Source organism: Psychrobacter sp. AOP31-B2-9, assembly GCF_052378005.1.
Lineage (GTDB): Bacteria > Pseudomonadota > Gammaproteobacteria > Pseudomonadales > Moraxellaceae > Psychrobacter.
The window spans coordinates 1-25608 of sequence record NZ_JBQSXG010000041.1 but is presented as its reverse complement, the minus strand read 5'-3'; the positions used below and the strand labels follow the sequence as shown (position 1 = coordinate 25608).

Below are 25608 nucleotides of genomic sequence, written 5' to 3'. Positions count from 1 at the left end.
ACAGGTCGGAATATAGGTTCTTTGGTATTGTTCTTCATTTTTGGTGCAGAGATTTTTTCAGCATTTACTTTTCTTGGAGCACCGAGTTGGTCGTACACTAAAGGTGTACCATCTTTATATATTCTCTCTTACTTAACATTAGGGGTGTTGGTATGGTGGTTAATGGCACCTAGCATTGCTAAGGATGGGCGTAAGAAAGGTTTTTTGACTCAGGCGGAATATCTTAGTGACCGTTACCCTAGCAAAATTTTAGCTTTGGTGATTGGATTAGTGAGTTTGGGCGCAATGATTCCTTATCTTACTATCCAAATCTCCGGAGCAGGACTGCTCTTTCAGAGTGCTACAGGCGGAGAGATACCATTTTGGGTAGGTGCATTAGCAGCCACTGCAGTCGTGACTATTTATGTTTTTGTTAGTGGTTTGAATGGTATTGGTTGGACTAATCTGATGCAAGGTTTGATGATGGTTGTTATAGCTTGGTATCTCGGGCTATCTGTCACTGATCACTATTTTGGTGGCGTTGGTGCTATGTTTGAACAGCTTAAGGAGCGAGCTCCAGAGTACCTTACAATGCCAGGAGCAGAAAATATGGGGTGGGGATCTTACTCTACTGCGATACTGGTGAGTACACTAGGTATCATAATGTGGCCACATATTTTCATGAAGTTCTACAGTGCTGATAGTACGAGGACACTCAAGCGTGTTTTTGTCTTCTATCCTCTATATGGTTATATATTAATTCCTATTTTATTTATCGGCTTTACTGGCGTATTGTTATTTGAAGGTCAGCCGTTAGAGAATGCAGACGAAGTATTGCTTAAAATTGTTGTTGGTGAAGGGCTGTTCCCACCTTGGGTGATAGGAATTGTATTATCAGGTGCACTGGCTGCGGCCATGTCGACTGCTGCTAATCTAGCTCATGCTAGTGCAACGATTTTAGCACGTGATATTATTTATCGCCTGCCTGTAGGGTCGGGTATGAGTGACAGTCAGCTGCTTATTTTGACAAAGCTTGGAGTGATTGTTGTTGCTCTATCTGCATACGCGTTAGCAGTGTCTAAACCAGCATCATTGGTCGCTTTGCTATTAGGTGCTTACGGTATCATTGTACAGTTATTTCCAATGCTTGTTGGTGCGCTTTGGTGGAAGCAAGCTTCAACAAAAGCAGCTGTTATTGGCTTGGTAGTTGGTTCTGTTCTTACTCTAACCTTTCAGCTGAGCGATTTAAATGTACCTTGGGGATTTGATCCTGGCTTTTTCGGTCTAATTATCAATGCAATGATATTTATTGTGATTAGCAAGATAGGCACTCCACCTACAGTTGCTAAAGTAGGCTCAGCTCTGCCTGAATGATATTAATAAATTAGAAAAGAGACAGGCCGCATTCAGCGGCTTGTTTTTTTATATCAGTTAGCCGAGTGCTGATCATCTGATTTCCCAAGGGTTATCAAATGTAAAGTATATCGATCACGGCTTTCAGGAAAGCTCAGTAAAAAAGGGTAAGATGGGATGATTTCGCATAGTTAACGGTTGGCAAAATGCGTGTTTAACTTGGTAGTCAACGATTAATGCAAACAATATTAGTAAACCTTAATCCTTGCTAAGTACTATATCTTGCTAAGTACTATATAGATGGTTATTAACACAGCATGTATACTGAATGACTTCTACTACTATTAATATTAAATCACTAAACGGGGGTTTATTATGATATTTAGACAATTATATGAACATCTTTCGAGCACTTATACCTATCTACTCGGGGATGAGAATACAGGGCAAGCGATTTTAATCGATCCTGTGATCACGACGATGGAGCGTGACTTAGCTGAGATACATAAGTTAGGTCTGAAACTGGCCTACACTGTTGATACACATGTTCATGCGGATCACATCACGGCAGCCCTAGAGATGAAGCGTGCCGTTGGTAGTAAAATTGCTGCGCCTGCCTACGATAGACTGGCATGTGCCGATGTTGGGCTAGAAGAAGGCATACCTTTTCAGGTTGCTGGTATTACTTTGCATCCAATGCATACGCCGGGACATACTGCTGGACACTTTGCTTATCTCTTTAATGAGCGTGTATTTACTGGTGATGCCTTGCTAATTGAGGGTTGTGGTCGAACTGACTTTCAGCACGGTGATTCGGACGCTTTGTATAATTCTGTACGTCAAAAGCTATTCTCTTTGCCAGATGAGACGCTAGTCTATCCTGCGCATGACTATAAAGAGCGCTTTGTCTCTTCAATCGCTCAGGAAAAAAAGCGCAATCCAAGGCTCGGTGGTGATACAACTCTCGAAGAGTTTAGAGTCATCATGGATAATCTAAACCTACCGTATCCGAAATTCATTGATCATGCCGTACCTGGAAACCAACAATGTGGTGTTTGCCCTGATGACTTACCAGATAACTTAGCTGATTACTGTCGTCAGATGATACAGAGTCCTCAAGGCTAATGTGCTTTATTTTAGAGGGGTGTGTTAAGCGCTTCTTTTAGTTAAGCGTTGTCATACCTTTTTTAAAACAGTCAGATTTAAGTGATGGTGAGTGCTAACAGTAGTTAGATCAACTATTAGATTTAATGTATGAGTCTAATAGTTGATCGTATACATAATACGGGCCTATTGAAGACAAGTAGTTAATAAAAATCAATACCTTCATTTGCCATAGTTATTGGTATGTCCGTTTTAAGACATGCTTCGTAACCGCCAGCAATTGAGGCTACTTGCGTATAGCCAAGAGCCGCTAGTGACTGAGCTGCTAGTGCGGCACGGCCACTACTTTGACAATACAGTACGATTTCAGTATTAGCGCCCTTAATAGCTGGCAGGTCAGAAATTTTAAATTCTAGTATGCCACGAGGTATTGATACTGCGCCTTTGATATGGCCTGCAGCATATTCAGCAGGCTCTCTAACATCAATCACGATATCAGCTTTAGCACAAGCAGTTCGAGCTTGCGCTAAAGGTATTTCAGTAATTTGCGCTTTCGCAGCGTTAACCAAGTCATGTGAAGTTTTCATATTAATTAATGCCTTAATATAGGTGGGTTCAGTCATATGTTTAAAGTAATTACAAGCCCATGGCTAGCTTGATCAATTGCGCAACAATAAAAATAGTCAAAAATTCTGCTATATATCATTTAATAAACCATGCCTATTATGTTTGCTTTACTAGGGCATGTCCTCAATTCAAACGAGTGTCCTCTAAATGGGCTAAAAATAAGATAAATTTTGCCAAACATCGTCAAATAGTTGGTCAATATCTTGATATTACCTGCACTATTTTCCTCGTTTGACGGCGATTTATCTTATTTTTATCACCATTTTTAAAATGAGGGCACACCCTAAAATTTTTAATAAAAACCTGTATAAATTAAAAGTCACTTATCTGTTATACGAATGGATTGCTATATATGGTAGTCGTTAGATAGTTATCGATAATATAAAAAATACTGTGAAATAAGAATCAAAAAGCTAATCAATATTCACCTGCTCTTATTGATAGTTGTGAGTAATATATTTAAATCAATCTGTAGTAATAATACACGATATACCATTATATAGTATACAAATATATATATTAATTAGTCGGTTATTATGACTTTATAGGGTTATGAAAAGTACATAAATAAAACCATAGCTGAAAATGTGCAAGCATGAGGGTAGGGGAAGCGTGCTAAAGGTTTCAAAAGTTGTTTTGACAAGCGCACATTTTCCCCTACAGCCCATATTTCACGGACAAAAAAAGCCCCAATCGTGAGATTGGGGCTTTCTAAATATTTGGTAGGCATAAGCAGATTCGAACTGCTGACCTCTACCATGTCAAGGTAGCGCTCTAACCAACTGAGCTATACGCCTATTTAGGTCATGCATTTTAGCAAGTTTTTCAAACTTTGCAAGCCTTTTCTATCACAATACTCACTTATTATCATAATATTTGATAAAGCGTCAGATATAGAATATTTATTAGTGTTAATTATTTATTTATATTAAATACTAATTTAATTGTGTTTAGTTTTTATTGTTAATAAAAGTGTCATTCCTATTATTTATCAAGGCTGAACTGATATGATATATCTTGAGTTTTGGTGATAATGATTTCAAATGAATCTTGATTGCCAAGAATGAAATAAGCATAAGTTGGAGGAGAATATGGGTCTATTGGTAGATGGGCAGTGGCAAGACAAATGGTATGACACAGAATCTAGCGGTGGACGCTTTGAGCGTGAAGATGCAGGTTTTAGAAACTGGGTCACGGTAGATGGCAGCGCAGGACTGTCAGGTGTAGGGGGATTTAAAGCTGAGGCCAATCGCTATCATCTATATGTTTCGTTAGCTTGTCCTTGGGCGCATCGTGCTTTAGTTTATCGTAAGCTCAAAGGCTTGGAAGATATGATTTCACTTTCTGTCGTCCATCCCTATATGGGTGAGCATGGCTGGACGTTCTCAGATGGTTCAGGTGTCATCGCTGATCCTATCGTAAATGCGAGCTATTTATATGAGATATACAGGGCGGCAAAACCGGACTATACAGGACGTGTCACGGTACCCGTTTTATGGGATAAAAAGACCAATACCATCGTTAGTAATGAGTCGGCAGAGATTATTCGTATGTTTAATTCAGCCTTTGACGAAATTGGTGCATTGGCGGGTAATTTTCTACCGATAGAGTCATTAACAGCAATCGATGAGATCAATGATTTTGTTTATCCTGCGATAAATAATGGCGTGTATAAAGCAGGTTTTGCGACTACGCAAGCAGCTTATGAGGAGGCAGTGACGGAGCTGTTTGCCGCGCTAGATACGTTAGAGGTACGCTTATCCAGCCAGCGCTATTTGGTCGGTGATACGATAACGGAAGCAGATTGGCGACTGTTTACGACCTTGGTGCGCTTTGATGCTGTGTATGTCGGACATTTTAAATGTAACCTGCATCGTATCGTTGATTACCCAAATCTATGGGGCTATCTGCGTGAGTTATACCAAGTGCCAGGTATTGCGGAGACGGTGAATATGGCTCATATTAAGCAGCATTATTACACCAGTCATGCCAATATCAATCCTACTCGCATCATACCTGTGGGACCAGTGGTTGATTTTAATGAGCCGCATGACCGTGCACATTTATAGCTTTATTTATTAAAATAAAGCATTCAGACGAAAAAACGCCTCAACCACTATTAGGTAGTTGGGGCGTTTTTTTATGAGATGAAATACTCTTTACTTCATGTTAGGCATTGTTTAATTGACGTGCTGCTTCTAGAGCAAAGTAAGTCAAGATACCATCAGCACCAGCGCGGCGGAAGCCGATTAAAGACTCTAAGATGACGGCATCGCTGAGCCAGCCGTTTTGAATGGCAGCCATGTGCATCGCGTATTCACCAGAGACTTGATAAGCAAAGGTCGGTACACCAAAGGTATCTTTGACCTCACGAATCAAGTCTAGGTATGGCTGACCAGGCTTAATCATGACCATATCAGCACCTTCATTGATGTCCATGGCCACTTCATGCAATGCCTCTGCGCGATTGCCAAAGTCCATCTGATACTGTTTTTTATGTCCACCTTTTAGGTTGCCAGCACTACCGACCGCATCACGGAATGGACCATAATAAGCGGATGCATATTTTGCTGAGTAGGCCATGATGGCGGTATTGACAAAACCTTCGGCTTCAAACGCATCACGCATGGCCTTAATGCGGCCATCCATCATATCGCTTGGGGAGATGATATCCGCACCTGCACGAGCATGTACCAATGCTTGCTTGACTAGCACTTCAATGGTTGCATCATTGATGACATAGCCAGTGTCATCTAGCAAACCATCTTGACCGTGTGAGGTATAAGGGTCTAAGGCAACATCGGTCATAACTACCATTTCTGGTACGGCATCTTTGACCGCCTTTATTGTACGTGCCGTTAGTGCGTTTTCGTCATAAGCTGATCTGCCATCAGCTGTTTTTAATGAGTTATCAATCACTGGGAAGATATCGATGGTTGTAACGCCTTCTGCCAGTAATTCTTTGGCGTAGTGGATCAGTAAGTCAATGGATAGGCGCTCGACACCTGGCATACTAGCAATCGTTTCGCGCTGGTTCTCACCTTCTAGTACAAAGACAGGGGCGATAAAATGTTTAGGATGTAGCTCAACTTCACGAATCATGGCACGTACATTATCGTTATAACGTAGGCGGCGTAAGCGAGTAGCAGGGTATTGGCGATTGAAAGTATAAGTCATGTTTTTCTCACTATAGGATTTTATCTGGATTTTGATTTAGGTTTTTTATCACAGATGGTTATAACAACAGCGTTATTTAATGATATTAAAAATATCTAACGCTACTATAACCAATAGTGATAGTAGAAAGCAAAAAGCCCTACCAAGTCGGTAGGGCTTTTTGTACTTATCGACTGCTGATCTTATGATATGGCCATGAGATAATGCCTCTATCAAGCTTAAGGACGAGTATCCTTAAGGATTAGTTGTCTGTGTGACAGATGCTGGCTCAACAGTGCTCTTGTTAAAAGTCGTCTTTTCCGTGATTACTCCTACAGTCGCATCCGTTGTACCATCGTTATTAATATCAACTTCGGTAGTAGGTCTAAAGGTTGTGGATTCAGATGGTTGCGCTTGTTCAATCGCTGATGCTTCCTCTAAAGAAACCACGCGTGCTGAGCCTGCAGCATTAACTGCATTGGTGGCTTTTGTCTTATTACCGTAGTTTGACACATTCGCTATTTGTGCCAAGTTGGTATGCTGCGGTACTGGAATATCAGTTGGTACGTCTAGATTGGCACCGCCGCCGAGCGCTTGATACAACTCAATTTGGCTAATGACTTTTTGTAGCTCTAAATTCAAAATACCCTGCTGCGTTGAGAATAAAGAACGTTGTGCATCAAGTACGTCTAGGTAGTTAGAGACACCTGCTTTAAAGCGTGCATTGGCAATATTATAAGTTTGCTCATAGTTGTCTTGCAAACGATATTGTGCATCGAGCTGATCGCCTAATGTTGCTCGTGTTGCGAGGACGTCAGAGACTTCACGGAACGCCGTTTGAATAGAGCTTTCATAGGCAGTCAGCGTTTGGTCGCGCTCAATCTTAGCCACATCATAATTGGCATCTAAGCTACCAGCATCGAAAATAGGCACACTAATACTTGGACCAAATGACCAACCAAATGAACCACTGCTGAATAAATCATCCAAACTGCCACTACTAACACCGATATTACTGGCCAGGCTGATAGATGGGAAATAAGAGGCACGTGCTACTTCGATGTTGGCACCAGCAGCTTTCAAGTTGTATTCTGCTTGTAGCACATCTGGGCGATAGCGTAGCAACTCACTAGGTAATCCAGTATTAAATATTTGCTGGTTAGTAATATTGGTAACCGAAGGCGTAGGCCGAAGGTCACTAGGTATAGGTGCACCAACTAAGTACTGCAAAGCATTACGTGCCGTCAAAACACTGCTTTGAGCACTCAACATCGCAAGATTGGCGTCTTCTAATGAGGCGCTCGCTTGCAAAGAAGCCAGTTTGTCATCAATGCCTGCTTCAAAGCGTTTGGTGGTGATAAAGAGTGACTCTTTACGACTTTCATAAGTTTTGGACGCCAACTCAAGTTGGGCTAGGCTATAACTTAGATTGGCATAGCTCTGGGCAATATTACTGATGAGCGTGATTTGAGTGGTGTTTTTTGCAGCTGTGGTGGCCAAAAAGTTCTGTAAGGCTTGATCTTTTAGGCTTGAAATTTTACCCCAAAAATCCAGCTCATAGCTTGCTAAACCCAGATTAACATTGTAGCTATTACTGGCGTTACGATCAGTGCTGTTTTGGGCACCGCGAGAATAACTGCCACTACCATCAATCGTTGGCAAGTCGCTAATATCCGTGATTCGATATTGTGCACGTGCTTTTTCAATGGCTAGACGTGCGCTTTCGAAGTCTTTATTGTTTTCAAGACCCAGTGCTATGAGAGCTTTTAAGCGCTCATCGCTATAAAAATTCTGCCAGCGCTGACTGGCAATACTGGCCTGATCAGCGCTACTAGCCGTGTCCTTATCGTATGCTTCATAGGCTTGGTTGATTGGAACATTAGGCTGAGCCAGCACAGGGTTTATATCTGATTTCGGAATCGTATTACAAGCAGCCATACTGATTGCTAGGGTTGTTAGACCTATTAGCCGCACACCATTTTTACGAATGCGAGATGGTAATAAAAGGGTAGAGGTCACGGGGCACTCACCTGTCGTTGCGCCCACGCTGGCAGTCATATTGACTGTCGCGTGTGCTGAGTTTGAGGTAAAAATCGAACGAAAACTCATTATGTATTGTCTCCTAAGTTCACAGGCTGATAACTCTTAGAGAGAGTCGGACTTTGTGGATCACCATTTGGTGTATCATCACCATCGTCTCTATCATTTGGCTTGTTATTCTCATATTTATGAGGAAAGATACTACGTATCCAGATATAGAACATGGGAATAAAGAAAACACCTAATATAGTGGCACTAACAACCCCACCAAGTACACTGGTACCAATAGCACTTTGGCTGCCAGAACCAGCGCCAGTGGCTAAGAATAATGGTACAACCCCGAGGCCAAAGGCAAGCGATGTCATAATGATTGGGCGCAAGCGTTGACGCGCTGCCGTCATCACTGACTCTTTAAGACTATAACCAGCGTCTTGATAATCTCTTGCAAATTCGATAATTAAAATCGCATTTTTAGCAGACAGTCCAACTACAGTCAGCAAACCTACCTGCAAATAAACATCGTTGGCGAAGCCGCGCATCCATGTAAATAGTACTGCGCCTAAAACACCAAGTGGTACAACTAATATGACAGAGAAAGGTATCGACCAGCTCTCATACAAAGCAGCTAGACATAAGAATACCACTAAGAGCGAGACTGCATATAGCAATGGAGCCTGAGCACCTGATTTTTTCTCTTCAAGTGACGTGCCTGTCCACTCATAACCGACGCCTTCAGGCAGATTGGTTATCATCGTCTCTACCGCCGCCATTGCTTCACCCGTACTGAGTCCAGCAGCAGCAGAACCCTGAATGTTCATAGAAGGGAAACTGTTGTAACGGGTCAGACGCGGAGAACCTGACTGCCATTCACTGCTAGAGAACGCATCGAATGAAATCATATCGTTATTGTCATTACGTACATACCACTTACCAAGATCGTCAGGATTGGTACGACTACTCGGCTCGCCTTGTACATAAACGCTCTTAATACGACCACGGTCAACGAAGTCATTGATATAACTTGAGCCCCATGCGGTCGAGATAACGCTATTGATACTGGACATCGACAAGCCATATGCAGCGGCCTGTTCTTGATTGACATTGACTTTCAGCTGCTGTGCATCCTCTTGACCGTTAGGACGTACACCAGAGACTTGGTCGTTTTGAGCGGCCATACCCAACAACATATTGCGGGCTTCGAGCAGCCCTTCATGACCGACGTTTCCGGTATCCTGTAGCATCAAGTCAAAACCACTGGCATTACCAAGTTCAGTAATAGCGGGCGGTACAATGGGGAATACTTGCGCCTCATTAATCTGAGTAAAGAAGTACCCCATTGCTCGGCCAGCCACAGCTTGCGCGGTATTTTCATCACCTGGGCGTTCATCCCAATCCGACAAGCGTACAAACGCCAGACCCATGTTTTGGCCTGATCCGGCAAAACTAAAGCCTGCAACGGTAAAGACAGAGGCAATATTATCGGCTTCTTGAGTATCGTAATAGTTTCTAACTTTATCCAGTACGTCTTGTGTCTGATCGAGTGTAGAGCCAGAGGGAAGCTGAACTAAGGTAAACATAATACCTTGATCTTCTTCTGGCAAAAACGAGCTAGGAATGCGTAAAAAGATCACCGTCATAATACCAATAATGGCAGCATAGCCAATTAAATATAACCATTTACGACCGAAGCTTTTACCCACGAAGCGCTCATAAGAGATGCTTGCTTTAGAGAAGCTACGGTTAAACCAACCGAAGAAACCTTTTTGAGTGGCCATATTACTCTTGTCATGGCTCTTGCTACGTTTAAGCAAGGTCACACACAGGGCAGGGGTAAAGATAAGGGCAACTAAAGCCGATAGTACCATGCTGGTAATCAAGGTAATGGAGAACTGACGATAGATAGCACCAGTTGAACCGCTAAAGAACGCCATAGGTACAAATACTGCTGATAGAATCAGAGCAATACCAACAACAATCTTACTAATTTCACCCATCGATTGAACGGTAGCGTCTTTGACAGAAATGTCAGGATCTTCTTCCATAATCCGTTCGACGTTCTCTACGACTACGATGGCATCATCGACCAATAGTCCGATAGACAGTACCATCGCAAACATAGTCAGAACGTTAATACTAAAACCTGCGATATACAGCACACACAAGGTACCCAAAAGTACCACAGGTACAGCCAATGTCGGGATAATCGTTGCACGCCAGTTCTGTAAGAAAATGAACATGACGATAAATACAAGCACAATAGCTTCGATGAGCGTATGTACTACTTGCTCAATAGACAACCGAACGAATGGTGTCGTGTCATAAGGAGTAACCGTGGTTAGGCCAGCAGGAAAGTTTCGTTCCAACTCAGCCATACGAGCACCAAGTGCTTCGCGCGTATCAAGTGCGTTAGCGCCACCTGCCAAGGATATACCCATACCAGCAGCTTCTTGACCGTTAAATAGTGAGTTAACACTGTAGTCTTGACTTCCAATCTCAACATCTGCGACATCGCTTAAGCGTACTTGCGCGCCTGAGGCATCCGTTTTCAATAATATGTTTCTAAATTCATCAGGGGTCTGTAGGTAGCTTTGTACCGTTACAGTTGCGTTGATGACTTGTTGTTCAGTGTCAGCGGGCGCTTGACCTAACTGGCCTGCAGAGACTTGCGCATTTTGCGCACCGACGGCAGTAATGACATCAGAAGGCATCAAGTTATAGCTACGTAAGCGTGCAGGGTCTAGCCAGATACGCATCGCGTAGGTAGAGCCAAATACACGAACTTCACCAACACCTTCGACACGGCTGATCTGATCAACGATGTTTGAGTTAATGTAATCTGCGATATCACCGCGATCCATACTGCCATCTTCAGAGATGAATGCTTGCACCATCAAAAAGCTGCTAGAGGATTTGTTGACCGTGACACCTTGACGCTGAACGGATTCAGGTAGTGAGCTTGTTGCTGCTTGAAGCTTGTTCTGTACCTGTACTTGAGCGGTATCAGAGTCAGTACCAGTCTCAAAGGTGAGCGTCACTGATGCGCTACCGTTTGACGAGCTGGTTGATGACATATACATCAAACCATCAAGACCTTTCATTTTTTGTTCGATGATCTGGACCACTGAGTTTTCAACGGTTTGCGCACTGGCACCAGGGTAATTTGTGCTAACTGTAACAGTCGGCGGTGCAATACGTGGGTACTGTTCGATCGGTAGATTAATGACCGATATCACCCCGATGAGCATGACTAAAATAGCCAATACCCATGCAAAAATAGGGCGATTAATAAAAAAACGTGACATAGTATATCCCTAAGTCTTCCTATCTTTGAATGGAATTAGTTAGCTGCATCTTCCGCAGGTTTCTTGGCCGTGTTGCTGTCAGCAGGGTTCTTAGTTGCTGCTTGCTGTGGTGTTTTGGCCGAAGTACTAGCAGGCGTGCTATTTCCAGTTGATGCTGGCGTAGCATTTTCTACAGGCTTGGCAACGACTTCTTGATCAGGCTTAACTTTTGAGCCACCGATGACCACTAGCTTGTCGCCTTCTTTTAGACCGTCAGTCACTATCCATTTGCCTTCATATGTACCATTGATCGTTACAGGGCGTACTTTAATTTTATTGTTTTCATCGACGATATAAACTTGAGTTTCATTTTTGGTAGAGCGGGTGACCGCGCTTTGTGGTACCAATACTGCGTTGGTAATGACACTTTGGGTCAAACGCGCACTTACATACATACCCGGTAGTAGAATATCATTACTATTCGGGAAAATTGCGCGTAGAGTGACGGCGCCAGTTGATTCATCAACTTGTGCTTCAGATAAAGCCAATTGACCACTAACGGGATAAACGGTACCGTCTTCTAATACCAACTCAACACTATTCAGTCCCGCTTGTGCTTTGCCTGCAGCGATTTGTTGCTTCAATTTTAGCAGCTCGGATGAAGACTGACTGATATCGACATAGATAGGATCTAGACGTGAAACTGTCACGAGCGGATCAGTTTGACTGGCACTAACCAACGCACCAGCAGTAAAGTTTGAGCGGTCACTACGACCAGAAATGGGTGCACGTACTATCGTGCGACTAAAGTCTAGGGCACTGGCTTTTAAACCCGCTTTTGCGCTTGCAATACTCGCTTTTGCGCTTGCGGCGCTGGCTTGTGATTGGCCAATAGCTGCGCGTGCGCTTGCTACCGCTGCTTCGGCTGTGCGTACAGCTGTCACAGCTTGATCGTATTCTTGTTTAGATATGGCATTAATTTCGACCAAACCACTCAATCGCTGTAAGTCGCTTTGTGCTTGTGCTAATGATGCTTGATTACTCACCAAGGTAGCTTTGCTGCTGGCCGTGTTTGCCAATGCTGTTTGATAGTTGGCCTGAGCCTGTGCGACAGCTGCTCGACCACTCGTTACAGAAGAAGCATAATTGTCCGTATTAATACGATAAAGTGCCTGACCTTTTTTGACAGAGCTCCCTTCACGGAAAAGTATTTCATCAATGACGCCACTAACCTGTGGGCGGATGTCTGCGGTTTGGTAGGCTGTGGTACGACCAGCAAAGGTTTTTACTTGAGGTACGGTTTCGAAGGTTACGGTTTGGACGTTGACGACAGATGGAGGCATTTGCTGTTGTGCTGCATCTCCAGCAGCATCGCCATCATTGTCACAGCCCACCAATACAGCTCCAGATAGTACAGCTGCCATTATAAGCGCAAGATAAGAGTGCTTCATCAATGTCCTCGTCAATAATATAATTGCGGTATAAATAAAAGAGTAATAATCAGTAGTAGTGTTTGATATATCGTTATTTATGCTATAACAATCAGCATTAGGTGCTATGAATAATAGGCATATGCATTACAATGTTGATTGTTTAATAAATTTAAAAATGGCTATCAATACGAAATATATAACTTAGATTAAATAATCAGGTATTAGCCAATAAGCATAGTCCGCTATTATAAACTAAAGGGTTAACCCCACAGTCAAGCTAATAAAAAGAAATTTTTCCTAAAAAAATCCGTATTTCTAATCATAAACAATAAAGATATTGAGGGTGTACGCACCACAAAATATAACGTTCAACAAGATGTAACATTATGAACCAGTTAAAATTATGTTGTTTTTTGGTTAATGAAGCTGATTTTGTACATATCTAAAACTGTATTTAAGAAGTGTCATGTAGACAGCAAAACATTGTATTTAGCGATATCTAAAATCATTTTTAAATTTAGTTAAGCTGTATGGGTTGCTATTAGGGAGTGTCCTCAATTCAATTGATAGACATCTAAATGGGTTAAAAATGGCTAAATCTTGCCAAACAGCGTCAAATAACTGACTAATATCTCGATATTATCTGCGCTATTTTCCTTGTTTGACGACAATTTATCTCATTTTCATCACCATTTTTTAAATGAGGACACGCCCTAGAACAAATATTATTTCGTTATAAAAAGCAACCATCACGCAATTATAGTACTGCTTAGACTTATGAAACTTAAAGAAAGGTAACGATTTAACTAAAAGAACAAGTGTGTCAGTAATTAGAATGTTTAGCGAATGATATCAAATAGATAAATTTTGCCCAATTATATTGGACTATATTGAATACTTACAGGTTTGCATCTGCTCATAAGTGATACTGCTGATCATAGCAGTCTTGCGCTTGCAAGTTCAGTGAGTTGATATAAACCTAAACGGTAACGATTGTCCGGCAGTGTGCTAAGCGCATCTTGAGCCAGTTTGGTTTCTTCCAGCGCACGCTTTTTACAGTAGTCCAATGAGCCTGAGCTTCGCACTAGTTCAATCAGCTGTTCTGCATTTGGCGTTTTACCGGTTTGTACGGCAACTCTCAACTGCTCATAACCTAATGCATCACGGTCTTTTAATAGCTCAAGTGCTTTGATAGTGGGTAGCGTTGGCTTGCCTTCCGCAAGATCATCGCCAAGGTTTTTGCCCATTAATTCACTATCACCACTATAATCAAGCACATCATCAATAATTTGAAAAGCATTACCAAAGTGTTGACCGAAATCACCTAGTGCCTGCATATATTCTGTTTTACCTTGTAAGATAGCAGCTCCTTGCGTTGCCATCATAAACAGACGTGAGGTTTTACCATCAATAATGCGCAAGTAGTCTGATTCTGTAGCGCTAGGGTTATGCTGATGTTGTAATTGCAATACTTCACCCTCAGCGATATCGCATGTGCCATCAGAGAACACTTGTAATAATGGCAAGCTTTGAAAGCCAACGAGTAGATTAAAGGCCCGAGCAATCAGATAATCACCAACCAATACGGCGGTAGCGTTATCCCATGTAGCATTGGCTGTAGGTTTGCCACGACGTTGACCTGACTCATCAATAACATCATCATGAACTAAGGTAGCGGTATGTAACATCTCAGTGATAGCGGCCAAATGCATGGCTTGTTGTGATGGGTTGTCGTTGAACATACGTGCGCATAACAAGGTAATTAACGGGCGCATACGCTTGCCACCAGCATTAATTACATGCTGTGAAACGCTCATTACTAACTGAACCTTGGAGTTCAGACTACCGAATACTTGCTTATCCATAATCTCAAAATCACTAGACACGATACTCTGGATATCAGCATAGTTAAGTGTTGATGGCATGTTTAGATCTGTCTTATTTAGAGGAGTACTGGTCATAATAAATAGTCGTATTATAAAAGTGAAGAGAGTTTTCAGCCTTGGATCTCTAATGGATAAGGCGTTTTTTCTATAATAGCATAGCTGTGTCTTTAAATTGTTGGTTAAAGTATTTAGAGAGCAATGTACCTTTTCTATATCATGTTTGTTGAGCGTATGTAGACATTGAAATAAAACACTCAAAATTAGCTGAAATGCTACGTAGGTAAATAAATCTGTTTTTACTAGGGCATGTCCTCAATTCAATCGATAGTTATCTAAATGGGTTAAAAATAGCTAAATCTTGCCAAACGGCGTCAAATAGCTGACTAATATCTCGATATTATCTGCGCTATTTTCCTTGTTTAACGGCAATTTATCTCATTTTTATCACCATTTTTAAAATGAGGACACGCCCTAGATTTATAAAGAAAAAAGATATCTATAAAGAACTATAAGTAACTGATTATATAAGTTATAATAACGACCTTTAGGCATAAACCACTATCCACTATTATTTTGCGATGCCTCTTTTGTTGAGCGTTAGAATAGATGTGTTCACAATCAATAGCTTATATAGTAGCAAAAGGTATGCTTATTCGTGTAACCACCTTACAAAAACAAGATGTGCGGCTTGCTTTTATGAGCAAAAAGCCGTAAAATCTTGCCTTTAATTTTTCCCTGTCGTGTTCGTCGTAAAAGCGTTGGTATAACATCAGCCACGGCACACGGGTTAAACGGAGTCAGACAATGTACGCAGTAATCAAAACTGGTGGTAAACAGCACCGTGTAGTCGTCGATGAGTTGCTTAAAGTTGAACTACTAAAAGCAGAAAAAGGCGAAACTATCAAATTTGAAGACGTATTAATGGTTGTTGACGGCGATAACGTCAAAATCGGTCAACCTGTCGTTGAAGGCGCTAGCGTTGAAGTTGAAGTTGTTGAGCATGGTCGCGGCGAAAAAATCCGTATCATCAAGCACAACCGTCGTAAGCATTATCACAAAGAACAAGGTCACCGCCAATGGTACACCTTGTTAAAAATCAAAGCTATTAATGCCTAATTACCCATTTAGCAATTACTGCTAAACAGCGCACTAAATGCTTAAGAGTTGCCGCATCAGCGGTAAGTCAAATTAACAAGGAGATTTTCTCATGGCACATAAAAAAGCTGCCGGTTCGAGCCGTAACGGTCGTGATTCAAACCCAAAAATGCTAGGCGTAAAAATCTTTGGTGGCCAAGCTATCACAGCTGGTAACATCATCGTTCGTCAACGTGGTACAGAATTCCATGCAGGCGAAGGCGTTGGCATGGGTCGTGACCATACTTTATTTGCACTGAATGACGGTGTTGTAAAGTTTGCGACCAAAGGTAAATTTAACCGTCGTTATGTTACGGTTGAAAACGTATAATTATCTATTTAGGTCATTTTGTTCTTTGAATGCAATGATCGGATAATTAAAAAAGCTCCTATTGCCTTGTGGTAGTAGGGGCTTTTTTATATGTATTGATTATAAAAAGTATTGTCAAACGATGATAATAAACAACAATAGTCATTACTCATCCTGCTGAATATTATGTAACAATCATAATTACAAGCCTGTATGGCAGGTGTAGTAATGATTGCAAATCATGACTATGCGTGTGATAAAAAAACTGGCACACTACCTCTATTGTTTATAGACACTAGTTTGATTCTCGTCAAATAAGCACTGGTATAAAATTTTAATTGAAATACTGTATTTTTAAGCGATTATGCATTTTAAAGAGGATTAATGATGACTTTATTAACCAAACAATCAAAAAAACAGATAAGCTTAAAACAAAAAGTAGCGAATGGTGCTTTAGCAGGTATATTGCTGACATCGCTTGGCGTGGCGGCACCTATGATTGCGATGACACAGTCTGCTACTGCAGCACCCGCAGATAACCTAATCGCTGCTAAGCGCTTGAATACGCTTTTGACAAATACGAAGAGCATGACGGCTAACTTTACTCAAACGACTAAAGGTGCGAACAGCGGTACGTTCAGTGGCTCTATGAGTGTGCAACGCCCGAATAGTTTCCGCTGGGAAACCAAGTCACCATCAGAGCAGTTAATTATTGCTAATGGCAGTTCAATGTGGGTATATGATAAGGACTTAGAGCAAGCGACTAAGCAAAACGTGGATAGCCAAGTCGGTAATACACCAGCGTTACTACTATCAGGTGATCCGAGTAAAATTGATCAAAGCTTCAAAATTACTCAGCCATATGATAATAAAAACTACTACGTGCTGTATCCAAAATCAGACAATGCCAGCTTTAAGAGCTTGTCAATGAGCTTTAGTGGTGGCAAACCTGTAATGATGGTGTTGAACGATACGCTTGGCCAAACTACCTCTATTAAGTTTAGCAGTATCAAAATGAACCCAAGTATTAGTAGTAGTCAGTTCAAATTTACACCGCCTAAAGGTGTTGATGTTATCAATCAGTAAAATCAATTTCTGAACGGTATGACTACTCAGATAAAAACAGTATGATTACTCAAAAAAAAGGACAAATCTTAAATGATTTGTCCTTTTTTATGGCAATGAGTATGGCTATAAGATGGTGATAGTATTGCTATCTCGATATTGTGCGTTGAGTGCTTTCAAAGCGTTGATGTTTTAAGACATGGCTTTGATGGTCTCTATATCGGGCATTGGTGGTAACTCATCCAAGCTTGTTAGCCCAAAAGCATCTAAAAACTGTGGTGTGGTATGAAGTAAGGCAGGGCGACCTAAAGTTTCTTTATAGCCATTTTCTTTTATCCACCCCTTATCAAACAATTGCCGTAATATATTGCTCGACAACGTCACACCGCGCACATATTCTATGTCGCTACGGGTGACTGGCTGTTTGTAAGCGATCACACTTAGGGTTTCTAGTAACGCTTGGCTTAGACGCTCCTGCCGCTGTGGAAAGACGCTTTGAATCAAGCTGCTATAGTCATCTGATATCTGTAGTCGATACCCGCTAGCGGTCTCGTGCAAGCTTAATACACCGCTATCTAATCGTATCTGCAATAAAGAAAACGCTTGATTCAACTCTTTCGCCGATAAAGAAAGGTGTTTCTTTAATGCATGAGCAGTTAGTGGCGCCTCCGAGGCATGTAATAGCACCTCAATATCTTTACTGATACTTTCTAAGTGCTGACGTTGCTCATCGGTCAATGACAGTAGCGCTACTGATGATGTTTTCTCATGGCGTTGCTTTAGGTTAGAGGTATCTGTCATGACAAAGCTACTCTTTTTAAATGTTGGTATGTATAAAGGCACGCTTTAATAGATAAATGATGATTATGCCAACCACTGTAACGTCAATAGGCCGGTTTGCTGATCTTGTTCAGTATCAGTGTTTTGATCAACAGTAGCGTTGTGATCAATAGCAGGGACACTTTCTAATTCAGTGTTCATGACACCAACCAACTGCCGTTTAATCAGCTCTAATACCGCGACAAAACTGACCACGACGCCTATTTTACCTTGTGATTTATCTAACAGTTCATAAAAAGAGTGTGCACCATCTGTGCTCAGTTGCCGACTGATACTAGCGATACGGTCAGCAAGTGGTACGATATCGACCTTAATATTATGCATTTGATAATCAGGCTGTAGCTGCATCTTAAATAAGCTATCAATCAACAGATTGGGTGAGTAGCTAGGTAACTCTGCATGCATAATGTCTTGGCTAGGCATGCTAACCATCGCCAAAAATACATCACGTTCTAGGCGAACTAAGTTATCCAAGCGCTGACTGGCTTCTTTGATTTGTGCATACTCTTCCAACCGCTCAATCAACTCTGCTTTTGGATCACGCTCATCAGTTGGTGTTTCTGGTTTTGGAAGCAGCAGCTCTGTTTTAATAGCAATCAATGTCGATGCCATTAGCAGATAGTCACCGGCCAACTCAAAGTGATCGGTATCCAACTCACTGATATAAGCCAAATACTGCTCAGTGATGGGCAGTATTGGCATTTGGGTTAGGTCAACGTTATTTTTTTTGACCAAATACAACAAAAAATCTAAGGGTCCAGCGAACTGCTCTAGCCAAATGGCAAAAGCTTGCGGCGGCACGTACAAGTCTTCTGGCAAGTGCTGCACTGGCGTCTGATAGATACGTAATGACATATCATGAGTGCTGGCAGCGGTAGCCGGTGCTTCTTCTAACAACTGACTCGTATCCAATGGATTATTTGAGCTTGGCAAGTGGTTTGATGCCAATGGCTCGGCGTGTTTTATCCAGTTGCTTGCGGCTATGACGACGTGCTTTTTCTGCGCCCATTTGTAGTATTTCTTCAAGTTCTTTTGGATTAGCCATCAGCTCTTGGTAACGTTCGCGGAATGGCGCGATTTCGTCATTTATTTTGTTGAATAAGGCTTTTTTTGCATCTCCCCAGCCTATACCAGTAGCAAACTGCTCACGCATATCCGCTATTTCTTCAGGCGTTGCAAAAGCTTTATAAATCTCAAAGATAGCTGAGTCGTCAGGGTCTTTTGGCTCATCAGGCAGCTGCGAGTTGGTGACGATTTTCATGATGGCTTTTTGCATTTGCTTTTCGGCGCTTACTTGCGGATTAGTATCGCCAAATAGCGGAATGGTATTGCCATAGCTTTTACTCATTTTACGGCCATCAAGACCTGTTAGTAATGGAATATCATCATCTACAACCGCAGATGGTAGCGTAAATAAAGTTTTGTATCGATGATTGAAAGTACCTGCGATATCACGCGCCATTTCGATATGTTGTATTTGATCACGACCTACAGGTACATGGGTGGCATTGAACATCAATATATCGGCTGCCATTAGTACCGGATAGCCAAATAGTCCCATGTTGATACCTTGATCAGGATCGACGTCTTCCTTTTCCATATTGATATCGACGGCTGCTTTATAGGCATGAGCACGGTTCATCAGACCTTTGGCACATGAGCAGTTCAATACCCACGCCAGCTCTGGAATCTCTGGTACATCTGACTGACGATAGAAGGTCACACGCTCTGGGTCTAGACCACAGGCAATCCAAGTCGCGGCAATGGCTTTGGTTGACTCATGAATGATAGTGGGATCGTAACAGCCAATAATACCGTGATAGTCTGCCAAAAAGAAAAATGCTTCATCATCACTGTTTTGAATCGCTTGGATGGCTGGACGAATCGCACCAACATAGTTACCCAAATGTAGGGTGCCAGTCGGTTTAATACCAGTCAAAACACGCTTTACAGCTGGTGCTTCGGTAGAGGTTTGGTTGTTAGATGTACTATTACTAGTCATAGGAATTCCGTTATTTCGTTTATCAAATTATTATAAATGCGTTGTTATTTATGAATGATCATATTGAAAATATTGACCATAAAGTATAACAAATTTTTTGACCATTTTTCTTTGGAATGACCGCTACTTATAGATATTCGTGCGACCTGACGGCCCATGCTTAAAGCGACGATGGAACCACATCCACTGAGTGGGATCAATACGAATCAACCCCTCTAGCAACTCATTGACTCGCGTCGCATCAGCCAATTCATCGTTACTTGGATAGTTTTGAATTTCTGGGGTAATCGTTAGATGATAGTGCGGGCGTTTGCCTTTGGGTAAACGGTCTGGTGTCTGCCGGTAAGTATGCAGCGCCATTAATGCGGGTGGATGTGCCTTGTCGCCTAACTTTGCCATGCGCCGTGATGCTGTAATAGTCGCTGCTTGCACACCAAAGAATGGTGCCATGACGCCTTGTTTTAGACCATAATCTTGGTCAGGTGAGTACCAAATCACATGACCAGCTTTAATTGACTCAACAAAACTGCGCATGTCACGACTGGCTATTTGCTTGCTAAGAATACTGGCACGACCATTATAAACAAACCAATCAAGTAGCGCGTTATTCTGCGGTCGATACATCCCATCCATCGGAAAAAATTGCGTACAGAGCATGCCGCCCAGATCAAGCATCGTATAATGAGCGCCCAGTAAAATGACAGGACGACCCTCATTCTGTGCATTGACAACGTGATGTAATCCCGAAATTGAAACAGTACGAGTAAAAACATTTGGACGATACCAAGCACATAAAGTTTCAAACACACCAATGCCCTGATTGACAAAGACTTGTTTTGCCATCAATTCGCGCTCGACGTCTGGTTTTTCTGGAAAAGCCAGTTTCAAATTGATAAGCGTATCACGCCGACGTGAGCCTGCTACTTTATAGATAAATATGCCCAGCTGACGTCCCAGCCAAAACTGCCAACGTAGCGGCAAATATATGATGGGTAAGATCATTGCTGCCAATAGCCAAATGCCCCAATATTTAGGCAACAAAAACTGCCATTGAAAAGGTTTTTTATCAGCTTGCGCTGTACGCTTATGGGTTTGGCTAATAGTTGGCGTACCATCAGGTAGGGCAGGCGACTTCGTGGACGGCTGTATGCTTGGCGAGGGCATGCTGTCTTTTGAAGGTGGTTTACTGGGATCATACTGTTCGGGCGCTTTCATAATATCCTTTTGCAGCACTTATTATGGCATCGAATCATTGCTATTTTATCGTATTGAAGCTAATGATGAAAAGTTATTACGATAATGGGGTAGTGCTTGCTGGTTTACAAGTTGGGTTTTGATACAGTGAGTCTGTGGTGAGTTATGGATGTTGATAGGTAGGCATAAAAAAACCTCACAAGCTGCGAACAGCTTGTAAGGTTTTGCAAATCTATTCTTATCATTTAATGCAATGACTGCCGCTCCGAGAAAAAGACAACAGCTGCAAAACAGTAAGAAATAGCTTTGATTAACGTTTTGAGAATTGTGGACGTTTACGTGCTTTACGTAGACCCAACTTCTTACGTTCAACTTGACGTGAGTCACGAGTAACAAAGCCAGCTGCTTTTAGAGCAGGTTTTAGCGCTTCGTCAGCTTCGATTAGTGCACGAGTGATGCCGTGGCGGATTGCGCCAGCTTGACCACTGATACCACCGCCTGCAACAGTTACATATAGATCATATGCGTTAACAGAGTCTAGTAGTTCTAATGGCTGACGTACAACCATGCGTGAAGTTTCACGGCTGAAGTATTCGTCAAGTGGTTTACCGTTAACAACGATGCTACCAGTACCTTTTGATAAAAAGACACGAGCAGTAGAAGTCTTACGACGACCAGTTCCGTAATTGCGTTCCATAAGTGTATCCTTAGATGTCTAGTGCTTTAGGTTGCTGTGCTTCATGTGGATGTTCAGTACCCGCATATAGTTTCAGCTTCTTGATCATCGCGTAGCCGAGAGGGCCTTTTGGAAGCATACCCTTAACTGCTTTGTGTAGAACATCTTCAGGCTTATGTGCAAGCAATTTACTGAAGTTAGTTTCTTTGATACCACCTGGGTAGCCACTGTGACGATAGTACTTTTTATCTTGCGCTTTTTTACCCGTTACCGTGATTTTGTCAGCATTGATGACAACAATAAAGTCACCAGTATCAACGTGCGGCGTAAAAGACGGCTTGTGCTTGCCACGTAAGCGACTAGCGATTTCAGTGGCTAAGCGACCAAGGGTTTTGCCGTCAGCATCTACGACATACCAGTCATGGGTCACTTCAGCTGGTTTTGCACTAAGTGTTTTCATGATAAAACCTTAAAATTAGAATTCGTTGAGAGTTTAGCTGGGAACGGGGCTCTCAAAAAACAGACTGCACATTATAAGCAGTAGAGCCTACGCTTGCAAGCTGCATTAGGGTTTATTTTTGCCTTATATACATTTAACTGCAGCGTTTGGCCAGTTTTAAGCAGTTTTAGACATTTTTTAGTGATATTAAATGATTTATCAAATGTGACAAATGACACAATCGTCAATGTTACGTTTGGTAATCACCGTGCAATTATGACGATGATAGACGATAAAGTCCAGCAACAACTTGTCCAACTTTGGTTTGTTTTAAACATTCAAAATTTAAGTGCTGTAGTATTTTTTGCCGCTGAGCGGCTAAGTCATTATTCAAAGTATCTGCTAGTTGCTGCAGTTGACTCTCTAGGTCTTTGTCGGCCTCTAAATAGATCAACGTATTTGTATCAATTAATGATTGAGTGATGAGGGCCATCAAAATCGGCTGCCACAGATCCTGAGCATAAGGTGGATCAATAAAAACAATATCGAAAGTATGAGCAGTAAGCCGCTCCCGTATTAAGATTTGTTCTGCTGTACCTGTGATGATTTGATGGTTGTCAGTATTGAGGCGTAATTGCTCAGCACTTTTTTGCAGCATAGTGCTTTGAGCACGATTTATTTCAATAAAAGTACAGTGTGCAGCCCCGCGAGACAGTGCTTCAAAGCCTAGCACGCCACTACCTGCGCAGCTATCAAGCACATAGGCATCATGAATATCAGCGAGTAGCCAATTAAATAACGTCTCGCGCAGTCGATCAGGGGTTGGACGTAAACCTTCTGCATCGATGAAACTTACAATACGACGTTTAAATTGACCTCCAATGATACGCACATCGCCTGCTGCAGAGACTTTTTTGGTTTGAGTATTTTTTTTAGCTTTATGGCGGCTCATAGGTTTATTCATTATCTTATCTCACGGGCAGTCTTCTTACTCGGAGGTAGCGACTGCTTCTTCTTGTGCTTTTAGTGTAGCCTCTTCTTTATCACGTAAGGCATCACTCATGGCTTTTTCAAAGGCTTTTTGGCGTTTAATGACTTTTAATTCATCAGCAGTCGGTGGCAAAATAGGATTGCTCTTGCGTTGTAGGACCCAATAGTCAAAAAGTGCGCGGCCGATAGGGGCGGCAACCGTACTACCGCCACCACCGTTTTCGACCAGTACTGCAAGGGCAATCTGAGGGTCTTCGACTGGCGCAAAACCATTGAACCAAGCATGATCCCAATGGCGTTTATCTATTGCGGACTTATCATAACGTTTGCCCTGTGCAATAGATTTTACTTGAGCAGTACCAGTTTTGCCAGCGATACGGTAACGAGGGGTGTAAATACCACGAGCAGTCCCGCTTTTTACGGTATTTTCCATCGCATCGTGCATACGTAACCAATCAGAAGATTTACCATTATAATCAATTTTACCATCAGGTTTGGTGATGACGTCAACTTTGGCTTCACCGTTACTATTTTTGAGTAAGTGCGGGGTAATATGGTAGCCTTTATTGGCCGTCATGGCTGTGGCGTTAGCTACTTGTAGCGGGGTAGCCAAAAAATATCCTTGACCAATACTGACTGAAATGGTCTCGCCCGGTAACCAGTTTTTATCGTAGGTATCTTTTTTCCACTTTGGAGAGGGCATAATGCCTGTTTTTTCATTAGGTAAGTCAATACCAGTTTGTTCGCCAAAACCAAAGCGTACCATCCAGTCATGAAAACGTTGGATACCCATCTCGTAGGCCAACTTGTAATAATAGGTATCTACCGACTGCATGATGGATTTTTTTAAGTCGACGGTACCGTGTCCTCCTCGTTTCCAATCACGAAAACGGTGTGAATCACCAGGTAAACTGAAATAACCGGGGTCGTAGATAGTGCTATCCCAGTTACGTAAGCCGTAGTGGATACCGCCCAAGCCCTCAAAAGGTTTGATAGTAGATCCGGGTGGATACATGCCTTGAAGCGCACGATTATATAATGGCTGATCAGGACTATCTCGCAAGTCGCCATAGTCTCTAAAAGAGATACCTGAAATAAACGGGTTAGGGTCATAGCTTGGATTGCTGACAAAGGCCAATACATCGCCGTTCTTGGGATCGATCGCTACGATTGCGCCGCGTCGGCCATCAAGCTGTTGTTGAGCGACTGTTTGTAAGCCATAGTCCAGAGACAATGTGATGTCATTACCAGCGATAGGCGGCTTGGTATCCAGTTGGCGAATGATATTACCAAGAGCATCCGTTTCGACTGATTGATAGCCTGGTTGCCCGAGCAACACATCTTCATAATAGTCTTCGATACCGATTTTGCCGATTAGATCTGTACCAGCGTAACGGTCTTTATCAATACGTTTGCTTTCTTTGTCGTTAATACGACCCACATAGCCAATGACGTGTGCGAATAGCTCGCCATAAGGATAGTCGCGCGTTAACTTGCTTTGGATACTCACACCACGAAAAAAGGGTTTGCGTTCACTAAATTGTGCCAGCTGTGCATCAGTTACATCAATTTTTATGGTCACAGGATCATTTTTATTTTTGTTAAGACGCGCCAAAATATCAGTAATGTCTTTTGTTGTTAGATCGAAAATAGGCGCAAGTAACTGTAAGGTACGTTCTGGGTCTTCAACCTCATCAGGGCTTATCATTGCGGTAAATACAGGCTGATTGTCTGCCAGTATTATTCCATTACGATCATAAATATAACCACGGCTCGGCGGTGAAGATATTAGCTTGATACGATTGTTATCAGCTTGTGTTGTGTATTTATCATGGGCATAGACTTGTAGATAGCCATACCGCGTTATTAAACCGCCTAACCCAAGAAATATCAAAATACCAAAAACGATAATACGATGGATAAAGATACGACTGACCTGTTCAGTGTTGGGAGTTATTGGTTTATTCATATAAAATTAGAGCCTGAACGGTCAGATTAAGTCAATAAAATAAAAATAGGCAGGGTCGTTAACCAGTATGCAGCAAACATAAAGGATAATATAAGGGATTTCAAACATATAGAAGCAATCGTTTGAAATA

Annotated in this window: 20 protein-coding genes and 1 tRNA gene; 6 read left to right on the top strand and 15 right to left on the bottom strand. The window is 42.0% G+C overall.

The window, feature by feature from the left end:
- The coding region (locus ACT3SX_RS06770) for a sodium:solute symporter family protein (protein ID WP_444761697.1) at window positions 1-1353 on the top strand (1353 nt) is incomplete at its 5' end.
- Between the two features lie 354 nt (window positions 1354-1707).
- A complete protein-coding gene (locus tag ACT3SX_RS06765; protein WP_442062748.1) occupies window positions 1708-2457 on the top strand; it encodes an MBL fold metallo-hydrolase in 750 nt (249 codons plus the stop codon).
- Between the two features lie 182 nt (window positions 2458-2639).
- Here the strand turns inward: ACT3SX_RS06765 and ACT3SX_RS06760 are convergent, their stop codons facing one another.
- Both ACT3SX_RS06760 and ACT3SX_RS06755 read right to left on the bottom strand, forming a co-directional pair.
- Entirely contained in the window at window positions 2640-3023 is a 384-nt protein-coding gene (locus ACT3SX_RS06760) for a rhodanese-like domain-containing protein (RefSeq protein ID WP_442062750.1), read from the bottom strand.
- Between the two features lie 760 nt (window positions 3024-3783).
- A tRNA-Val gene (locus ACT3SX_RS06755) sits at window positions 3784-3860 on the bottom strand.
- A gap of 294 nt (window positions 3861-4154) precedes the next feature.
- Here ACT3SX_RS06755 and ACT3SX_RS06750 point away from each other — a divergent pair.
- Entirely contained in the window at window positions 4155-5132 is a 978-nt protein-coding gene (locus tag ACT3SX_RS06750) for a glutathione S-transferase family protein (RefSeq protein ID WP_442062604.1), read from the top strand.
- A gap of 100 nt (window positions 5133-5232) precedes the next feature.
- Here ACT3SX_RS06750 and hemB read toward each other — a convergent pair whose 3' ends face one another.
- The 5 genes from hemB to ACT3SX_RS06725 all read right to left on the bottom strand — a co-directional run bounded on the left by hemB (window position 5233) and on the right by ACT3SX_RS06725 (window position 14934).
- Entirely contained in the window at window positions 5233-6240 is a 1008-nt protein-coding gene (hemB, locus tag ACT3SX_RS06745) for a porphobilinogen synthase (RefSeq protein ID WP_192518271.1), read from the bottom strand.
- 234 nt (window positions 6241-6474) lie between these two features.
- On the bottom strand, window positions 6475-8328 hold the full coding sequence (locus ACT3SX_RS06740) for an efflux transporter outer membrane subunit (protein WP_192518272.1): 1854 nt from the start codon (window positions 8326-8328) through the stop codon (window positions 6475-6477).
- A complete protein-coding gene (locus ACT3SX_RS06735; protein ID WP_192991702.1) occupies window positions 8328-11561 on the bottom strand; it encodes an efflux RND transporter permease subunit in 3234 nt (1077 codons plus the stop codon). The genes ACT3SX_RS06740 and ACT3SX_RS06735 overlap by 1 nt, the downstream gene beginning before the upstream one ends.
- Before the next feature lie 35 nt (window positions 11562-11596).
- Entirely contained in the window at window positions 11597-12991 is a 1395-nt protein-coding gene (locus ACT3SX_RS06730) for an efflux RND transporter periplasmic adaptor subunit (protein WP_192518274.1), read from the bottom strand.
- A 917-nt stretch (window positions 12992-13908) separates the two neighbouring features.
- Window positions 13909-14934, bottom strand: a complete 1026-nt coding sequence (locus tag ACT3SX_RS06725; protein WP_192518275.1) for a polyprenyl synthetase family protein — start codon at window positions 14932-14934, stop codon at window positions 13909-13911.
- 729 nt (window positions 14935-15663) lie between these two features.
- On the opposite strand from ACT3SX_RS06725, the gene rplU reads away from it, so the two are divergent.
- The 3 genes from rplU to lolA all read left to right on the top strand — a co-directional run bounded on the left by rplU (window position 15664) and on the right by lolA (window position 17389).
- Window positions 15664-15975, top strand: a complete 312-nt coding sequence (gene rplU / locus ACT3SX_RS06720; protein WP_110922591.1) for a 50S ribosomal protein L21 — start codon at window positions 15664-15666, stop codon at window positions 15973-15975.
- 91 nt (window positions 15976-16066) lie between these two features.
- A complete protein-coding gene (gene rpmA / locus ACT3SX_RS06715; RefSeq protein WP_192518276.1) occupies window positions 16067-16324 on the top strand; it encodes a 50S ribosomal protein L27 in 258 nt (85 codons plus the stop codon).
- Window positions 16325-16690: 366 nt separating this feature from the next.
- Window positions 16691-17389, top strand: a complete 699-nt coding sequence (gene lolA / locus ACT3SX_RS06710) for an outer membrane lipoprotein chaperone LolA (protein ID WP_192518314.1) — start codon at window positions 16691-16693, stop codon at window positions 17387-17389.
- Between the two features lie 171 nt (window positions 17390-17560).
- On the opposite strand, the gene scpB is transcribed toward lolA, so the two are convergent.
- The 8 genes from scpB to mrdA all read right to left on the bottom strand — a co-directional run bounded on the left by scpB (window position 17561) and on the right by mrdA (window position 25478).
- Window positions 17561-18106, bottom strand: a complete 546-nt coding sequence (gene scpB / locus ACT3SX_RS06705; protein WP_442069639.1) for an SMC-Scp complex subunit ScpB — start codon at window positions 18104-18106, stop codon at window positions 17561-17563.
- A 126-nt stretch (window positions 18107-18232) separates the two neighbouring features.
- Window positions 18233-19063 (bottom strand): segregation and condensation protein A, encoded by an 831-nt coding sequence (locus ACT3SX_RS06700; RefSeq protein ID WP_225739064.1) that lies wholly within the window; start codon window positions 19061-19063, stop codon window positions 18233-18235.
- Between the two features lie 61 nt (window positions 19064-19124).
- Window positions 19125-20210 (bottom strand): tryptophan--tRNA ligase, encoded by a 1086-nt coding sequence (locus tag ACT3SX_RS06695; RefSeq protein ID WP_192518278.1) that lies wholly within the window; start codon window positions 20208-20210, stop codon window positions 19125-19127.
- A 123-nt stretch (window positions 20211-20333) separates the two neighbouring features.
- Window positions 20334-21425, bottom strand: coding sequence for an LpxL/LpxP family acyltransferase (locus ACT3SX_RS06690; RefSeq protein WP_442069636.1), 1092 nt, complete (start codon window positions 21423-21425; stop codon window positions 20334-20336).
- A 289-nt stretch (window positions 21426-21714) separates the two neighbouring features.
- On the bottom strand, window positions 21715-22101 hold the full coding sequence (rpsI, locus tag ACT3SX_RS06685) for a 30S ribosomal protein S9 (protein WP_192518280.1): 387 nt from the start codon (window positions 22099-22101) through the stop codon (window positions 21715-21717).
- A gap of 10 nt (window positions 22102-22111) precedes the next feature.
- Complete coding sequence (gene rplM / locus ACT3SX_RS06680) at window positions 22112-22540, bottom strand: 50S ribosomal protein L13 (RefSeq protein WP_192518281.1); 429 nt, start codon at window positions 22538-22540, stop codon at window positions 22112-22114.
- 253 nt (window positions 22541-22793) lie between these two features.
- Window positions 22794-23471: a 16S rRNA (guanine(966)-N(2))-methyltransferase RsmD gene (gene rsmD / locus ACT3SX_RS06675; protein WP_442069634.1), complete on the bottom strand. Its 678-nt coding sequence runs from the start codon at window positions 23469-23471 to the stop codon at window positions 22794-22796.
- Between the two features lie 36 nt (window positions 23472-23507).
- Entirely contained in the window at window positions 23508-25478 is a 1971-nt protein-coding gene (gene mrdA, locus ACT3SX_RS06670) for a penicillin-binding protein 2 (RefSeq protein ID WP_442069632.1), read from the bottom strand.
- Window positions 25479-25608 lie beyond the last annotated feature (130 nt).

Bases quoted from the DNA above. Each gene is read 5' to 3' on its own strand.
- ACT3SX_RS06760 (WP_442062750.1), bottom strand. From the start codon at position 3,023: ATGAAAACTTCACATGACTTGGTTAACGCTGCGAAAGCGCAAATTACT.
- rpsI (WP_192518280.1), bottom strand. From the start codon at position 22,101: ATGGAACGCAATTACGGAACTGGTCGTCGTAAGACTTCTACTGCTCGT.
- ACT3SX_RS06690 (WP_442069636.1), bottom strand. From the start codon at position 21,425: ATGAAAGCGCCCGAACAGTATGATCCCAGTAAACCACCTTCAAAAGAC.
- lolA (WP_192518314.1), top strand. From the start codon at position 16,691: ATGACTTTATTAACCAAACAATCAAAAAAACAGATAAGCTTAAAACAA.
- mrdA (WP_442069632.1), bottom strand. From the start codon at position 25,478: ATGAATAAACCAATAACTCCCAACACTGAACAGGTCAGTCGTATCTTT.
- ACT3SX_RS06695 (WP_192518278.1), bottom strand. From the start codon at position 20,210: ATGACTAGTAATAGTACATCTAACAACCAAACCTCTACCGAAGCACCA.
- ACT3SX_RS06765 (WP_442062748.1), top strand. From the start codon at position 1,708: ATGATATTTAGACAATTATATGAACATCTTTCGAGCACTTATACCTAT.
- rplM (WP_192518281.1), bottom strand. From the start codon at position 22,540: ATGAAAACACTTAGTGCAAAACCAGCTGAAGTGACCCATGACTGGTAT.
- ACT3SX_RS06735 (WP_192991702.1), bottom strand. From the start codon at position 11,561: ATGTCACGTTTTTTTATTAATCGCCCTATTTTTGCATGGGTATTGGCT.
- rpmA (WP_192518276.1), top strand. From the start codon at position 16,067: ATGGCACATAAAAAAGCTGCCGGTTCGAGCCGTAACGGTCGTGATTCA.
- ACT3SX_RS06700 (WP_225739064.1), bottom strand. From the start codon at position 19,063: ATGTCATTACGTATCTATCAGACGCCAGTGCAGCACTTGCCAGAAGAC.
- rsmD (WP_442069634.1), bottom strand. From the start codon at position 23,471: ATGAGCCGCCATAAAGCTAAAAAAAATACTCAAACCAAAAAAGTCTCT.
- hemB (WP_192518271.1), bottom strand. From the start codon at position 6,240: ATGACTTATACTTTCAATCGCCAATACCCTGCTACTCGCTTACGCCGC.
- rplU (WP_110922591.1), top strand. From the start codon at position 15,664: ATGTACGCAGTAATCAAAACTGGTGGTAAACAGCACCGTGTAGTCGTC.
- ACT3SX_RS06740 (WP_192518272.1), bottom strand. From the start codon at position 8,328: ATGAGTTTTCGTTCGATTTTTACCTCAAACTCAGCACACGCGACAGTC.
- ACT3SX_RS06730 (WP_192518274.1), bottom strand. From the start codon at position 12,991: ATGAAGCACTCTTATCTTGCGCTTATAATGGCAGCTGTACTATCTGGA.
- ACT3SX_RS06725 (WP_192518275.1), bottom strand. From the start codon at position 14,934: ATGACCAGTACTCCTCTAAATAAGACAGATCTAAACATGCCATCAACA.
- ACT3SX_RS06750 (WP_442062604.1), top strand. From the start codon at position 4,155: ATGGGTCTATTGGTAGATGGGCAGTGGCAAGACAAATGGTATGACACA.